This window comes from Frankia alni ACN14a, assembly GCF_000058485.1.
In the GTDB taxonomy this organism is placed as follows: domain Bacteria; phylum Actinomycetota; class Actinomycetes; order Frankiales; family Frankiaceae; genus Frankia; species Frankia alni.
In genome coordinates, this window is sequence record NC_008278.1 from 2,208,546 (window position 1) to 2,222,107 (window position 13,562).

Sequence of the window (13,562 nt, forward strand, 5' to 3'; positions counted from 1 at the left end):
GCTCAACAGGCCGGCCCCTGCCGGGCCGCCGCCGTGTCCAGCCGCAGCGTCAGCTCGGCGACCGCCCTGATCTCCCGGGCGTTCTCGCCCGGCGCCCCCGCGACGAGCCGCTCGCAGATCCCGCGGTACATCGCCGGGTAGCTGTCGAGTCGGTTCACCCGGCGGCGGCGCAGGATCCGGGACCCGGCCTCGGCGCTGTACCGGGCGCCGTCGACGATGGTCGCCGTCACCCCGTTGGCCCGCAGTTCGGTGTGCTCACGCAGGCCGAAGCGGCTGCCGCCGGCGCTGGTCAGCACGAGCGAGAGGATCGCGTCGTTCACGAGCTCGACGTACACGGTGAAGGTACCCGTGCGGGCGGAGGTGACCGTGGCGCGGCGCACCGGGGCGAAGTCGTTGAGCCACAGGAAGTGGTCGATCCAGTGGCAGCCGTTGCTCACCAACCGGGTCCGCGAGGCCGGCCAGCGGTACCAGTGCCGGGCGGGCAGCGGCTCCTCGTACACCACCGCGCTGTAGAGCATCGGCTCGCGCGCCTCGCCGAGGCGGAGGTCGGTGCGTAGCCAGGCGTTGATCGGCGAGTGGCGGCGCTGGAAGCAGGCGAACAGACGCCCGCCGCCGTCGATGAGCTTCGCCAGCTCCTCGAGGTCCTCCTCGGTGGTGACCAGGGGTTTCTCGACGACGGCCGCCGAGCCGCGGCGCAGCGCCGCGTGGGCCAGCGGGGCATGGGTGTGGTGGTAGCCGGCGATCAGCAGGACGTCCGCCGGGTCGTCCTCGGCCGGCAGCGGCGAGGTGTCCCAGGACCACCGGTCGGTGCGCCGGGCGCCGATCTGCACGGGATCGAGTTCGTGCACCCGGATGAGGTCGAGGTGTTCGCCGATGTGCGGGACGATCTGGGTCTTGGCGTAGTGGCCGAGCCCGAACAGGGCCGCGGTGGGCCGGCGGGCGGACCCCGGCGCGGCGCCGGGTGCCGGGCGCCGCCGCGTGCTGGTCGCGATCGGGCTGGCGCCGGTGAGCAGCCGGTCGTCCGGCCTGGCCCCGCGCCACTCGACCGCGAGCCACGCCACGAGTCGGTCGACGGCCGCCGGGTCCAGCGCGATCCCGGCCAACGGCGACCAGCCGACCAGCGCGTCGTCGACCACCGGCGGCGGGCTCGCCGGTCGGGCCCGGTGGACGATCGTCGCCCCGCCCGGCCGGGCACCGGGGTCGACCGGTCGGGGGACGTCTGCCGCACGGACCGGGCGGATGAGGTCGCGGTGCAGGACGACCCGCTCCATGCACGCCGGGTGGCAGGGCGCGACGAAGGCGACGGGGGAGCCGGGCGCCGGGACAGCCGTCGGCGACGCCGGCGCCTCGCCCCCCGGGAACGGCGCCGGCTCGACCGTGCCCAGCCCGACCCCCACGTACCGCCGGTTGCGGTCGCGTTCCCGCAGCCGGCTGGCGGTCTTGCGAGCCACCGCCCGAGCCCCGAACTCGCGGGTGTAGGCGGCCAGCGCCCGGGAGCCGCCCGACCGCACGTAGAACTGGTCGTCCACCGGGACCAGGGTGATCCAGACGGACGGACGGACGCGCGCCTGCCCGGCCGTCGGGGTCTCGTCGAGGAAGCCGTCGGCCCAGCGCTGCGCGAGGAGAACCCTCATCCCGCCGCCGGCGCCCGTCCGACCGGTTGGGCGCGGCAGGCGCCGGCGAGCAGTGTCAGCGGAGCCGTCAGCGCCGCGTCGATCAGCCGCGCGCAGGTCTCGAACGCCTCCCGACCGCCCTCGAGCGGGTCGGACAGGTCGTCGATCGACGCCGGCACGACGCGGCCCGAGGCCCGGACCCGCCAGGCGGCCGCGGCCAGGTGCTCCCCGGCCAGCCGCGGCTCACCCGGCGGCACGTCCGCGGGGCGCACCCCGGAAGTCAGCCGGCCGAACTCGCGCACGGTGAAGGTCCGGCGCAGGGCGCGCGGCGCGAGGGCGACCACCGCCGAGCGGTGCTGTCGGGTCGCGCACAGGACCAGGTCGCTGGCGCCGATCAGCTCCGCGGTCAGCGGCCGGGTGCGGAACGCGCCGGGGTCCACGCCCCGTGCGCGCAGCAGCGCCGCGGCGTGCGGGTGCATCGGCGCGGCCGGTTCCGCGTACACCCCGGCGCTGTGGAACACGGGCGCCGCGCCGGGCGCCGCGCCGAACCGGGCCGCGGCGAGGTGCTCGGCCAGCGGCGAGCGGCAGAGATTGCCGGTGCAGACCATCAGCACCGTCCACGGCCGGCCCGGCTCGCCCGCCCCGGTGGCGCTCATGCCGGACGGGGCGCGCTGCCCCGACGCCAGTACACGCCCGTCCAGTCGACCTGGATGATCGGTTCGGACACGCCGTGGGCGGCCCGGTAGTCGTCCACGGCTGCCCGACACCCGGGAACCGCCCCGTAGTCGTCGATGATGCAGTAGCCGCCGGGGGACAGCTTCGGGTACAGCGCGCCGAGCGCGTCGATGGTGCTCTCGTACATGTCACCGTCCAGGCGCAGCACCGCCAGGCGTTCGATCGGCGCGTCGGGCAGCGTGTCGCGAAACCATCCCGGCAGGAAGCGGACCTGGTCGTCGAGCAGGCCGTAGCGGCGGAAGTTCTCCCGCACCTGGTCGACGGAGACGACGAGGGCGGAGTGCTCGTGGTGGCGGTCGCCGGCGTCGGCCGCGTAACGCGGGTCGGGCACCGGCAGCCCGGCGAAGGAGTCGGCGACCCAGATCGTGCGGTCGTCGACCCCGTAGGCGGCCAGCACCCCGCGCATCAGGATGCAGGCCCCGCCCCGCCACACCCCGGTCTCGATGAGATCGCCGGGGACGCCGTCGCGGATCACCTGCTCGGTGCACTCCTGAAGGTTGCGCATGCGATGTTCGCCGGTCATCGTGTGCGCGAGTCTCGGCCAGTCCCGCCCGTCGTCGCGGGCGTCGGGTGAGGATCTCTTCACGATCTCCACTCCCTGGCGCTCGGCGGCCAGGGCCAGGATGCGCCGGGCGCCGCCGCGCGGCTCCCACACGCTGCCGTCCCCGCCGTCCCAGAGGGAGAAGGTGAGGGTGGACCGGAGGAGATCGAGGTACCGCGACGTGGTGTCGGGCAGGTCGTCGCGGGTGCCGGTCGGCGTCGTGGTCATCGTCGCTCCTGGATGGGGGATGGATCGCCGGTGAGGTCGGTGACGGGGTCGATGGTGGTGCGGGGCGCGGGGATCGCGGGATGCGGGCGGCCCGCGAGGTCGGTCGGGACGGTGCGGCCGAGCTGGCCGGCGTGGGTGAGCTGGCCGGTGTGGGCGTGCTGGCCGGTGTGGGCGTGCTGGCCGGTGTGGGCGTGCTGGCCGGTGTGGGCGTGCTGGCCGGTGTGGGCGTGCTGGCCGGTGTGGGCGTGCTGGCGGGGGTCGGCGAGCTGGCGGGTGCAGGCGAGGTAGAGCGCGGCGGCGGAGGCGCTGTAGGTGGCGCCGGAGACGGCGGCCACCCCCGGCAACCCTGTGTGGCGCAGCGCGACGACGAGCCCCAGCACCGTCGCCAGCGCCACCGGCACCTGCACGGCGAGCACCGTGCGCGCCGAGCGGAAGCCGAGCAGCACGTGGATGAGCAGGTAGTCGACCGACTGGGGGATGGCGGCGAGGACGAGGATCCGGGTGGTCGTGGCCGCCGGGGCGAAGTCGGCGCCGTACACCACCCGGATACCGAGCGGAGTGAGCAGCGCGACCGGCCCGGCGACGGCCGCGGCGATCGCGAGCGTGGCCAGGACCGCCCGGCGCACCGTGCGGGCCCGCGCCCGGGGGTCGACCATGGAGCGCAACCGGCTGAACACCACCATGCCCGTCGCCTGGCAGATGGTCGAGCAGGCGGTGGCGAAGGCGACCGCCACCCCGTAGAACGCCACCTCGTGAGCCGCCCGGAAGGCCGTGACCAGCAGCATGTCGAGCTTGTAGATGAGCTGGGCGCCGACGACCGTGCCGTAGGCCGCCAGCGCGCTGCGCACGAAGGCGCGCCGCGGCAGCAACGCGCCGATCCGCGGACCCCGCCCGGCCGGGCTCATCCTGGTGGGGCTCATCCTGGTGGGGCGGAGCACGAGCAGGTGGTAGCCGAGCGGGGGCACCAGCGCCGTGAGGGCCAGCGCCACCATCCACCGGCCGGGATCACCCACCCCGCTCGTGGCGAGCAGCACGAACGCGCCGAGCGTCGCCGCCGCCGGAACCAGCCGCACGAGCTGGAACTCGCCGCCCATCCGCCCGCGGCGCTGGGCGAGCCCCGCCGCGTTCGACCCGACGATCGTGGCGGCGGCGAAGCAGCTCGCGCCCACCACGGCGACGGCGTCCCAGTGCACGTCGCCCCGGCGGGCGAGCGCGCCGGCCGCGGTGGCGGCGAACAGGGCGCCGCCGGCCGCCGCCACGACGCCCGCGTGCGCGAGCAGGGGACCGAGCAGGCCGTCGTCGTCCCCGTCGTCGGTGACCAGCGCCTGCGAGACCCCGAGACTGAGCACCATCGCGAGCATGCCGGCCCAGGTCTGCAGGGTGAGCAGCTCGCCGCGACCGGTCGGTCCCAGCGTCCGGGCGGCCAGGGCGCCGGTGGCGGTGCCCAGTACCAGGGTGGCGGCGTTGCCGGCGAGTACGGCGACGGTCGCGCGCGACAACCTGGCCGGCGGGTCGGGACGGCTCACCGCGGCCGCTCCGAGCGGCGCACGGCGGCGACCGCACGGTGGAACCCGTCGATCGAGGCGTCGAGGTCGATGTCCGGCACCGCCTTCTCCGACTCCAACGCCATCGTGGCGAGCAGGTCCGGCCGGCGGCGCAGCTCGTCGAGGATGCCGGCGAGCGCGCCGACATCACCGACGGGGTGGATCCGGGCGTTGCGGCCGGGGCGCACGTCGTCGGTCGGGCCGATCGACCCGACCCGGTCGCTGACCACCACCGGCAGTCCGCACAGCACCGCGTCCTTCACGGCCAGCGGATGCGGATCGCGCTGCGCCGGATGCACGTACAGGTCGCTGGCGGCGTACAGGCGGGGCAGGCGCTCCTGGTCGGCGAAGCCCACCACGCGCAGCGCGCCGTCGAGACCGGCGGCCGCCGCATCCAAGGCGGGCCGCAGCACCCCGTCGCCCGCCATGATCACGACGAGTTCCCGGGCGTCGGGCCGGCGAGGGGCGCGGGCGACGATCCGCAGGGCGTCGGCGACGTCCAGCGGGCGCTTCCGAGAGATCATCTTGCCGACGCACAGGGCGACCACCGCATCCGGGGCGATCCCGAGTTCGGCGCGGACGGCGGCGCGGTGGGCGGCCCGATCGGTCAGCGCCTTGTGCAGCGCGGCCTGCTCGGTGGGGTAGGGCGTGCGGAACATCCGCTCCCGCGGGACGCCGTAGTGGGCGAGATAGTCCTCGTTGTTGTCGCCGACGGTGAGAAACGCGTCGACCCGGCCGAGCAGCGGCGGCAGGGCGAGCCGCTTGGCGGCGCGCACGCGGGACGTACGGTGGCCGAGCAGCTCGCTGTCGCCCATCATCAGGGCGCCGACGCCGCGCCGGCGGGCCCAGGCGAGGGCCGCGAGCGAGCCGACGTGGCGGTAGCCGTGAACCAGCACGCAGTCGGGTCCCCGCCGGTCGAGCGCCGTCCAGACCCGGCCCGCCGCCCGGGTGCCGGCGACCGGCTGGCGCCATTCCGGTCGCAGCGGCAGATCGGCGACGAACTCGTGCTGGTAACCCTCGGTGATGTCCGGTCGCCAGTGCATCTCGGCGCCGAAGCCCCGGTCGAAGTAGCGGTCGAGGCCGGCGCGGGACAGGAACAGCACCCGCAGGTCCACCGGTCCCTCGCCGACGGCCCGATACAGCGGCGCGAAGTGCTGGATCGGGTGGGGCACGACAGCGGCGACGGTCGTCGGCCGGGAGGTGGACGTCATGGGCCTGCTGCGCCTCCTCGGGGCCGCCGAACCGAGCGGCGGGCTGTCGGGCTGTCGGGCTGCCGGGAACGTCAGTCTTCACGATGCGTATTCATTAATCAACGCACTGTAGATATGTGTCGTGGAACCGGTCCCGCGCCGGGCCCGCGGGAGCGGTCGTCGTGGCCGGGGCGGCGGGGCAGCCGGAGAATCGTGACTGTCCGTGATAGATGACGTCCATGCGTGTCGTCGTCGCCGGGGGAGCGGGCTTCCTCGGTAGTCATCTCTGTGAGCGACTCCTGGCCGGCGGGGCCGAGGTGATCTGCGTCGACAACTTCCTCACCGGCCGGCCGGAGAACGTCGACCCGCTGCGGGCGCTGGACGGCTTCCGGATGCTGCGCCGCGACGTCACCGGACCCGTCGACGTGGCCGGGCCGGTCGACACGGTGGTGCACCTGGCCTCCCCGGCCTCACCGGTGGACTACCGGGCGCTGCCGCTGGAGACGCTCGCGGTGGGTGCCTGGGGCACCCGCCGGCTGCTGGAGCTCGCCCGGCGCAAGGGGGCCCGGTTCGTGCTGGCGTCCACCTCCGAGGTGTACGGCGACCCGCAGGTGCACCCGCAGCCCGAGGGGTACTGGGGCCACGTCAACCCGGTGGGCCCGCGCAGCATGTACGACGAGGCCAAGCGCTTCGCCGAGGCGTTGACCACCGCGCACCGTGCCACCCACGGCACGCGCACCGGCATCGTGCGGATCTTCAACACGTACGGCCCCCGGATGCGCGCGGACGACGGCCGCGTGGTGCCGACCTTCATCACCCAGGCCCTGCGCGGCCGGCCGGTGACCGTGGCCGGCGACGGCTCGCAGACCCGCTCGCTGTGCTACGTCGACGATCTTGTGGACGGGCTGGTCCGGATGCTCGACGCCGAGCATCCGGGGCCGGTGAACCTCGGCAGCCCGCGGGAGCTGTCGGTGTTGGAGCTCGCCCGGTTGGTCGTGGGGCTGTGCGGCGAGCAGGTGCCGATCGTCTTCGTCCCGCGGCCCCCGGACGATCCCAGCGTGCGCCGGCCCGACGTCACCCTGGCCGATGAGGTGCTCGACTGGCGGCCCGCGGTGGACCTGGCGGACGGGTTGGCCCGGACCGTCGGCTGGTTCCGGGAGCGGGCCGCCGGGCCGCCACCGACCCTCGTGCCGCGCCAGAGCGGGGCGCCGCGATCCTGGGCGGGCGGCGGCTGAGCGGACGGCCCGGCGATGTCCCGACCGGGAGCCGGTCGAGTTGTGTCGCCGAAGGTAATCGATCTGCTACAAATAGTGAATGACCTTTGCTGTTTCCCGGACTGCGGCAACCACCGGTCCGGGCGCGGGCGGAACCGCGGGCGGGCCGCTGCGCTGGCGCGCGGCCGGGCGGCTGGCCGCGGCGCTGCCCGATGTCCGCGGGCGCGACCGGGTGACCGGCTGGGTGCGCGGAACCCCCCGCTTCACCGGACCGGTGCACGGCCGGCTGACCAACGGCATGGCCTTCGAGCTGGCGGACTGCTGCGACGGGTCCGCCCGCGACCTGGTCGAGCTGTGCTACCGGCCGCCGGCCCTGGCCGCGGTCTTCGACACCGTCCTGCGCCCGGGCGACTGCTGCTATGACGTCGGCGCCAACATCGGCGTCTACACGCTCTGGGCGGCGGGCGCGGTCGGGCGGACGGGGGAGGTCCACGCCTTCGAACCGGTGCCCGAGCCGCGCGCGGTCCTCGCCGCGCTGGCCGCCCGCAACGGGCTGAGTCAGGTGCGCCCGACGGCGTGGGCGGTCGGTGCCACCACCGGGACCGTCGGGCTGCGCCGGCATCCCGGCGCCTCGGGGCTGACCCACCAGGTCCCGGCGGGCGACACGGCCGAGCTCACGGTGCCGACGACGACGCTCGACCAGCACGCGACCCGTCACCGGCCGCCCGACCTGATCAAGATCGACGTGGAGGGGTTCGAGCTCGAGGTGCTCCTCGGCGCCACGGAGCTGCTGCGCGCGCGGCGCCCCGCGGTGCTGCTGGAGATGCTGCCGAGCCACCTCGCCCGCCGCGGTGGCCGGGCGCAGGGCGAGCTGGTCGGCGTGCTGGCCGCGGCCGGTTATCGCCTGTTCAACCTGACCCGCCGGGGACTCGCCGGCCAGGGGGAGTTCTCCGCGAACGTGCTCGCGCTGCATCCCGGCTGGGCCCGGTTCGACCCCGTGGTCGCGGCCCTGCGCCGCACGCCGTTTCCCCGCAACCAGACGACATGAGCACGTGACCCGGCCCCGCTCGACCGCGCGAGCGGAGCACCGGACCGGGCCCGTCCGGTCGTGGGCGGCGGCCGCGGGGCGGCACCGTCCCGGCGGCGGGTCTCGGGTGGTGGCGACGGGGCGGCACCGGTCCGTGGACCGCGACCGCGGCTATCTCGCCGGGGTGCGGGCCACCGCCGCGACGAGCCTGGCCGTCACCGCGGCCGGCGCGGTGCAGGGCATCCTGCTGGCCCGCCTGCTCGGACCGGCCGGCCGCGGCGCCTACGCCATCGTGACGTCCTACGCGTCGGCCGCAGCCGCGGTGGGCGAGTGCGGTCTGACCGCGGCGATCTGCTTCTTCGTCGCCCGCCAGCCGGGACGGGCTCCGGACGTCGTGCGCACCGGCGGGGCGCTGCTGCTGGCCCTCGGCGTGGTGGTGGGCGTCGGCGGGTACCTCGCCGCCCCGTTGGTCCTGCCGCACGATCCCACGGCGGCCAGGGCCTTCGCGATCGTCTTCGCGGCCGAGCCGGTCATCTTCGTCTCGGCCTGCTGGGTCTTCGCGTTGCAGGCGACCCGACTGGCGGTGTGGAACCTGACCCGGGCCGTCCAGCCGCTGCTCCAGCTCGTCGGCGTCGGGGTGCTGGCGGTGACGGTCGGGCTCACCCTCGGCGGCACCGTGGCGTGTCTGCTCGTCTCGATCGCCGTCCAGGCGGTGTTCGCCGCGGTGCTGTGGCGCCTCGACGTCCCCACCCGCGGCCGGATCCGCCGCGACGAGGCCCGCCGGCTGCTGCGTTACGGCGCCGGGGTGTTCCTCTCGGCACTGCCCTACCTGCTCAGCGCCCAGCTCGACATCCTCATCCTCGCCCTGCTCGTCGAGCCCGCGCAGGTCGGTTACTACGCGGTCGCCGTGTCGATGAGCCTGATCAGCCAGCCGATCTGCGTCGCCTTCGGCAACGTCGCGATGCCCCGGCTGGCCCGCCAGTCCGCCGTGGCCGCCGGGGCTGCCGTGGCCGCCGGGGCCGGCGGGGCCGGCGCGCCTTCCGGGCCGCGGCGGACCGCGATGATCGCCGTGGGAGCGAGCCTGGCGTGCGGGATCGTCGCCGCGGGGGTGATGAGTGCGCTGGCCCCGATCGTCGTCCCGCGCGTCCTCGGTGCGCGGTACGGGCCGAGCGTCCACCTGCTGTGGCTGCTCGCGCCGGGGGCGGCCCTGCTCGGCTGCAACCGGGTCACCGACGACGTCCTGCGCGGCCTCGACCGCGCGCTGACCGTCGCGCGCTGTGAGGGGGCGGGCAGCGCGCTCACCGTGGTGGGCCTCGCGGTGCTGGTGCCGATCCTGGGCGTCGAAGGGGCGGCGATCGCGTCGACCGTCGCCTACACGGCGTCGTTCCTGCTGCTGTTCCGCGCGGTGCTGCGCGCGGTCGACGTGCCGGCCCGCACGGTGCCGGCGCGGGCGTACGGGCTGCTCGCGGCGCGCGCGGCGAGCAGGCGCCGGGTGGTGCCGCTGGGCGGCGGAAGGTGAGGCGATGGTGAGGCGGACGATGACCGACCACACGCGGCGCGGTGCTGCGCGGTCGGCTGCTCCGTCCGCGGGGGCGCCGTCCGCGGGGGCGCTGCGGGTCGGGGTCGTCGGCCCGGTGGGGCTCGACGACTTCGCCGACAACATCGTCGACTGCCTGCCCGATCTGGGGGTGCACGCGGTGGCGCTGGGCCCGGCGGTCCCGCTGCCTCGCCGGCGCTGGCTCGCCGGCGCGGCGCTGGTGGCGCGCACCGTCTCCGAGCGGCCGGACCAGCTTCATCAGCGCCGCCTCGTCGACCGGGTCGAGCGGGAGAACCTCGACGTGGTGCTCTCGGCCGATGCCCGCCTGCTGCCCTCGACCGTGCGGGCGCTGCGCCGGCGGGGGGTCCGGGTGGGCCTGTGGTTCCCGGACGCGGTGGTGAACCTGGGCCGCCAGTACCTGCTGATGGGGGACTACGACGCGCTGTTCCTCAGCGACCCGCTGCTGACCCGCCGACTGTCGGACGTCCTCGACCTGCCCGCCCGCTACCTGCCCGAGGCCTGCAACCCGGCGCGCCACCGTCCACCCGCGGCGGTGGCCGACGAGGCGCATGCGGTGTTCGTCGGCAACACCTACGGGGTGCGGGTCCGGCTCGTCCACCAGCTCCTCGACGCCGGGATCGCCGTGCGGCTGTACGGCCCGCCGCCGCCGCGCTGGCTGCGCGATCCGCGGGTGCTGGCCTGCCACACCGGCCGCTTCGTCACCGGGGCCGAGAAGGCCGCCGTCTTCCGCGGCGCCCTCGCCGTGATCAACGCGCTGCACCCGGCGGAGATGGAGAGCGTGAACTGCCGCCTGTTCGAGGCGACCGCCTGCGGTGCGACCGTGGTCTGCGAACGGCGCGCGGCGCTGCCCGACCTGTTCACCGAGGAGCGGGAGATCCTCGGCTTCACCGACTTCGCCGAGCTGACGGACCATCTGAAACGCTGCGCCGCCGACCGGGCCGGCGCCCGGGCGCTGGGCGACGCCGCCCGCGCGCGCAGCCACCGCGACCACACCTACCAACAGCGGCTCGACACTCTCCTTGGCGACCTGCTGTGATCGCCCGGCACCGCGGGCGGCCAAGCTCCGCCGACCGGGCCAGCTCGGCTGACGTGACCGGCTCCGCCGACCGGACCTGTCGCGCCGGGCTGCTGCTGCGGGCCAAGATCTCGACGGCCGGACTGCTGACGAGCCCGGCCGCGGGGGCGGTCGTGAGCGCCGCCACCCGTAACCGGATCCGCCATCACGGCGTCCGCTTCGACGTCACCGATGCGGTGTTCACCCCGCGGCAGCGGGCGGCACTGTTCTGGCGGCTCTACGAGACCGCCGAGATCGGGATGATCCACCGGTACGTGGGCCCCGCGGAGACCGTCGTCGAGCTCGGCGCGAGCCTCGGCATCACCGGCGCCCACATCGCCAGCCGCCTGGCTCCCGGCTCCCGCCTCGTCTGCGTCGAGGCCCACCCCGGCCTCGCCGCGGGCCTGCGGCGGCGGCTGGAGCCGCACACCGCCCACCTCACCCTCGACGTCGCCGCGTTGGCGATCACCGGTCGACCCGGCCCGGTCCTGTTCGACCTCGGCGCCACCACCCTCGGCTCACGTCTGCGCGACCCCGCCGCCACCACCACGGCACCCGCCACCACCACGGCACCCGCCACCACCACGGCACCCGCCACCGCCGCGCACGCCGCCATCGGGATCAGCGCGGTCCCAGTCGCCGGCGGGCCGGTGGCCGTGCCGGGGACGACACTGCGCCACCTGCTGGCCGACCGCCGGATCGACGCGTTCGACCTCGTCAGCGACATCGAGGGAGCCGAGGCGTCCTTCCTGCTGGGCGATCCCGGCGCGCTCGACGGCTGCCGTCGCGCCGTCCTCGAACTGCACGACACGGTCTTCGCCGGCCGCCGTGTCACCGCCGACGACCTGCTCGCCGCCGCCCGGGGACTCGGCTTCCGCGTCCTGCGCCGCCGCGGCGCCGTCGTCGCCCTCACCCGCGACCCCGTCTGATCCTGCGGTTCCGCGGAACCGTCCCGGTGCGGCGCAGACGCCAGCGCCGTGCGACGCGGCCGCGCGAACTTCCCGCTACGCAGACCGGCGACGAACGCCGCCCACTCTCGCAGCTCGAACAGCAACGCGGCCCCCGCCGGACCCCGGCCGTGGCGCACCGCCCCCCCGGGCCCTGCGAGCCTCGGACGTTCAGCTTCGCCAGGTGGACCAGCGGGCGGCTCGGGGTTCGTCGGGGAGCAGGCTGTCGGGCGGCGGGATGCGACCCAGCCCGTCGCGCAGCCCGTGCAGCGCGCAGCGCAGGCGGACGGTGCCGCCGCCGCGGACGGCGCCGGCCGCGGCGAGCCGGGGCAGCACCGCGACCAGCAGCCAGGCCGTCGTCAGCGCCACCTGCGGCGGCCGGGCGTGCAGGCGGGCGAACCACAGCCGGTTGCGCACGGTGTAGTAGGTGTAGCCGTCACCGGGAACCGTCCCGCCGCCGGCGTGCCAGGACTGGGCCGGGCTGACCAGTACCCGCCAGCCGGCCGCCCGGGCTCGGCGGCACAGGTCGAGATCCTCGTAGACGAGGAAGAAGCGGGTCTGCATCGGCGCGTCGCGCAGGCACGCCGCCCGGATGAACATCGTCGCCCCCGTCACCCACGGCACCTCGTCGGCTCCGTCCGTGGGGACGCGCCGGCGGCGGGGCACGGTGAGCACGGGGGTGAGCCCGTCCGCCCCGGGGTGCAGCCCGCCCGCGTTGACCAGGGTCGGGCCGACGATCCCCACGCCGGGGCGGGCCAGCAGGTCCAGGCAGGCGTCGACCGTGGCCGCCGTCAGGTGGACGTCGTTGTTGAGCAGCAGATAGGCCTGCGCCGACGGGTCGGCGGCGCAGCCGTGCCGGAAGCCGCCGCCGAAGCCCAGGTTGCCGGCCGGGACGAGCCACGACACCCCCGGATCGAGCCCGGCCGGGCGGGGGCGCCCGTCGTTCGCCACCACGACGATCCCGGCGATCCGGGTCAGGGCGGTGAGCGCGGCGGCGAGCTCCACCGTCGGCGTGACGGGTCCCCAGTGGACGATGACCGCGGTCGCCTTCACGCCCGGGCCTGCCGCAGGGCGACCGGCTGGTCCGGCGGCCGGGCGGCGGTCGGGACGGCCAGGGTCGACCAGGGCGCGACCACCAGCGGGCGGCGCCGCGCGGGCGGGATGTCCGCGTCGACGACGCGGTAGTCGTGGCGGGCGAGCAGCGCGCCGACCGCCTCGGCGTTCGGCGTCGCGACCTCGCAGATCAGCACCGGGCGCACCGCGGCGAGCAGATGGTTGGCGCCCGCGAGCACCGCCCGTTCGGCCCCCTCCACGTCGATCTTGACCACGTCGGGGGCCGGCAGGTCGGCGAGCAGGCCGTCGAGGGTGACGGTCGGGACCAGGTGCGTCGTACGCACTCCGCCCGCCTGGCTGCCGCCGAAGCCGGCGAGGTGGCTCGTCGCCCGGCTGCGGCGGGCCACCTGGAAACGTCCGACGCCGCTGGACGCGCCGACCGCCGCGGGCAGGATCTCCACCGCCGCCTGCTCCCGCGCTGGACCGGCGCCGCGGGCGGACAGCCGGGCCGAGCGACGCAGCAGGCTGACCAGCCACGTGTCCGGTTCGATTGCGACGACGGTTCCGCCGGGCGCGGCCGCCCGCGCCGCGGTGAACGTGAACAGGCCCAGGTTCGCGCCGACGTCCCACACGATGTGGCCGGGCCGGATCACCTCGGCGACGAGACCGGTGAGCATCGGATCGACGCGGGCGAGGCTCGGCCGCAGGTACTTCAACCCGCCCTCGCTGGACACGTAGATCCGGCTGGTCCGGTACGGCGGCGGCAGCCGGCGGGGCAGCACCACCCGGTGGGTGAGCTGCTCGGCGAGGCGACGCGCGGGCGGCCGGTGCGGCACGGTGCCCTCCTGGCGGGTGTGG

At 75.8% G+C, this 13,562-nt stretch carries 12 protein-coding genes; 5 read left to right on the forward strand and 7 right to left on the reverse strand.

Features of this window, described 5'->3' with window-relative positions:
• Positions 1-2 precede the first annotated feature (2 nt).
• The 5 genes from FRAAL_RS08835 to FRAAL_RS08855 are packed head-to-tail and all read right to left on the reverse strand — an operon-like array spanning position 3 to position 5,872.
• Complete coding sequence (locus FRAAL_RS08835; protein ID WP_011603207.1) at positions 3-1,634, reverse strand: Gfo/Idh/MocA family protein; 1,632 nt, start codon at positions 1,632-1,634, stop codon at positions 3-5.
• Positions 1,631-2,269 carry an arsenate reductase/protein-tyrosine-phosphatase family protein gene (locus FRAAL_RS08840; RefSeq protein WP_011603208.1) on the reverse strand — a complete coding sequence of 213 codons (639 nt, stop codon included), beginning with the start codon at positions 2,267-2,269 and terminating at the stop codon, positions 1,631-1,633. Before FRAAL_RS08840 ends, FRAAL_RS08835 begins: the two co-directional genes overlap by 4 nt.
• Positions 2,266-3,117: a TylF/MycF family methyltransferase gene (locus FRAAL_RS08845; protein WP_050997052.1), complete on the reverse strand. Its 852-nt coding sequence runs from the start codon at positions 3,115-3,117 to the stop codon at positions 2,266-2,268. Before FRAAL_RS08845 ends, FRAAL_RS08840 begins: the two co-directional genes overlap by 4 nt.
• Positions 3,114-4,643, reverse strand: a complete 1,530-nt coding sequence (locus tag FRAAL_RS08850) for a lipopolysaccharide biosynthesis protein (RefSeq protein ID WP_011603210.1) — start codon at positions 4,641-4,643, stop codon at positions 3,114-3,116. The genes FRAAL_RS08845 and FRAAL_RS08850 overlap by 4 nt, the downstream gene beginning before the upstream one ends.
• Positions 4,640-5,872 (reverse strand): glycosyltransferase family 4 protein, encoded by a 1,233-nt coding sequence (locus FRAAL_RS08855; RefSeq protein WP_011603211.1) that lies wholly within the window; start codon positions 5,870-5,872, stop codon positions 4,640-4,642. Before FRAAL_RS08855 ends, FRAAL_RS08850 begins: the two co-directional genes overlap by 4 nt.
• Before the next feature lie 218 nt (positions 5,873-6,090).
• On the opposite strand from FRAAL_RS08855, the gene FRAAL_RS08860 reads away from it, so the two are divergent.
• The 5 genes from FRAAL_RS08860 to FRAAL_RS08880 all read left to right on the forward strand — a co-directional run bounded on the left by FRAAL_RS08860 (position 6,091) and on the right by FRAAL_RS08880 (position 11,633).
• Positions 6,091-7,086 (forward strand): UDP-glucuronic acid decarboxylase family protein, encoded by a 996-nt coding sequence (locus tag FRAAL_RS08860; RefSeq protein WP_041939043.1) that lies wholly within the window; start codon positions 6,091-6,093, stop codon positions 7,084-7,086.
• Between the two features lie 79 nt (positions 7,087-7,165).
• Positions 7,166-8,113 carry an FkbM family methyltransferase gene (locus FRAAL_RS08865; protein ID WP_011603213.1) on the forward strand — a complete coding sequence of 316 codons (948 nt, stop codon included), beginning with the start codon at positions 7,166-7,168 and terminating at the stop codon, positions 8,111-8,113.
• Positions 8,114-8,246: 133 nt separating this feature from the next.
• Positions 8,247-9,611, forward strand: a complete 1,365-nt coding sequence (locus FRAAL_RS08870; protein ID WP_162137461.1) for an oligosaccharide flippase family protein — start codon at positions 8,247-8,249, stop codon at positions 9,609-9,611.
• Positions 9,612-9,630: 19 nt separating this feature from the next.
• Positions 9,631-10,686 (forward strand): CgeB family protein, encoded by a 1,056-nt coding sequence (locus FRAAL_RS08875; protein ID WP_011603215.1) that lies wholly within the window; start codon positions 9,631-9,633, stop codon positions 10,684-10,686.
• Positions 10,687-10,739: 53 nt separating this feature from the next.
• Positions 10,740-11,633: an FkbM family methyltransferase gene (locus FRAAL_RS08880; protein WP_011603216.1), complete on the forward strand. Its 894-nt coding sequence runs from the start codon at positions 10,740-10,742 to the stop codon at positions 11,631-11,633.
• 189 nt (positions 11,634-11,822) lie between these two features.
• Here the strand turns inward: FRAAL_RS08880 and FRAAL_RS08885 are convergent, their stop codons facing one another.
• Positions 11,823-12,704, reverse strand: a complete 882-nt coding sequence (locus FRAAL_RS08885) for a glycosyltransferase family 2 protein (protein ID WP_011603217.1) — start codon at positions 12,702-12,704, stop codon at positions 11,823-11,825.
• Positions 12,701-13,540 carry an FkbM family methyltransferase gene (locus FRAAL_RS08890; RefSeq protein ID WP_011603218.1) on the reverse strand — a complete coding sequence of 280 codons (840 nt, stop codon included), beginning with the start codon at positions 13,538-13,540 and terminating at the stop codon, positions 12,701-12,703. The genes FRAAL_RS08885 and FRAAL_RS08890 overlap by 4 nt, the downstream gene beginning before the upstream one ends.
• Positions 13,541-13,562: the final 22 nt, after the last annotated feature.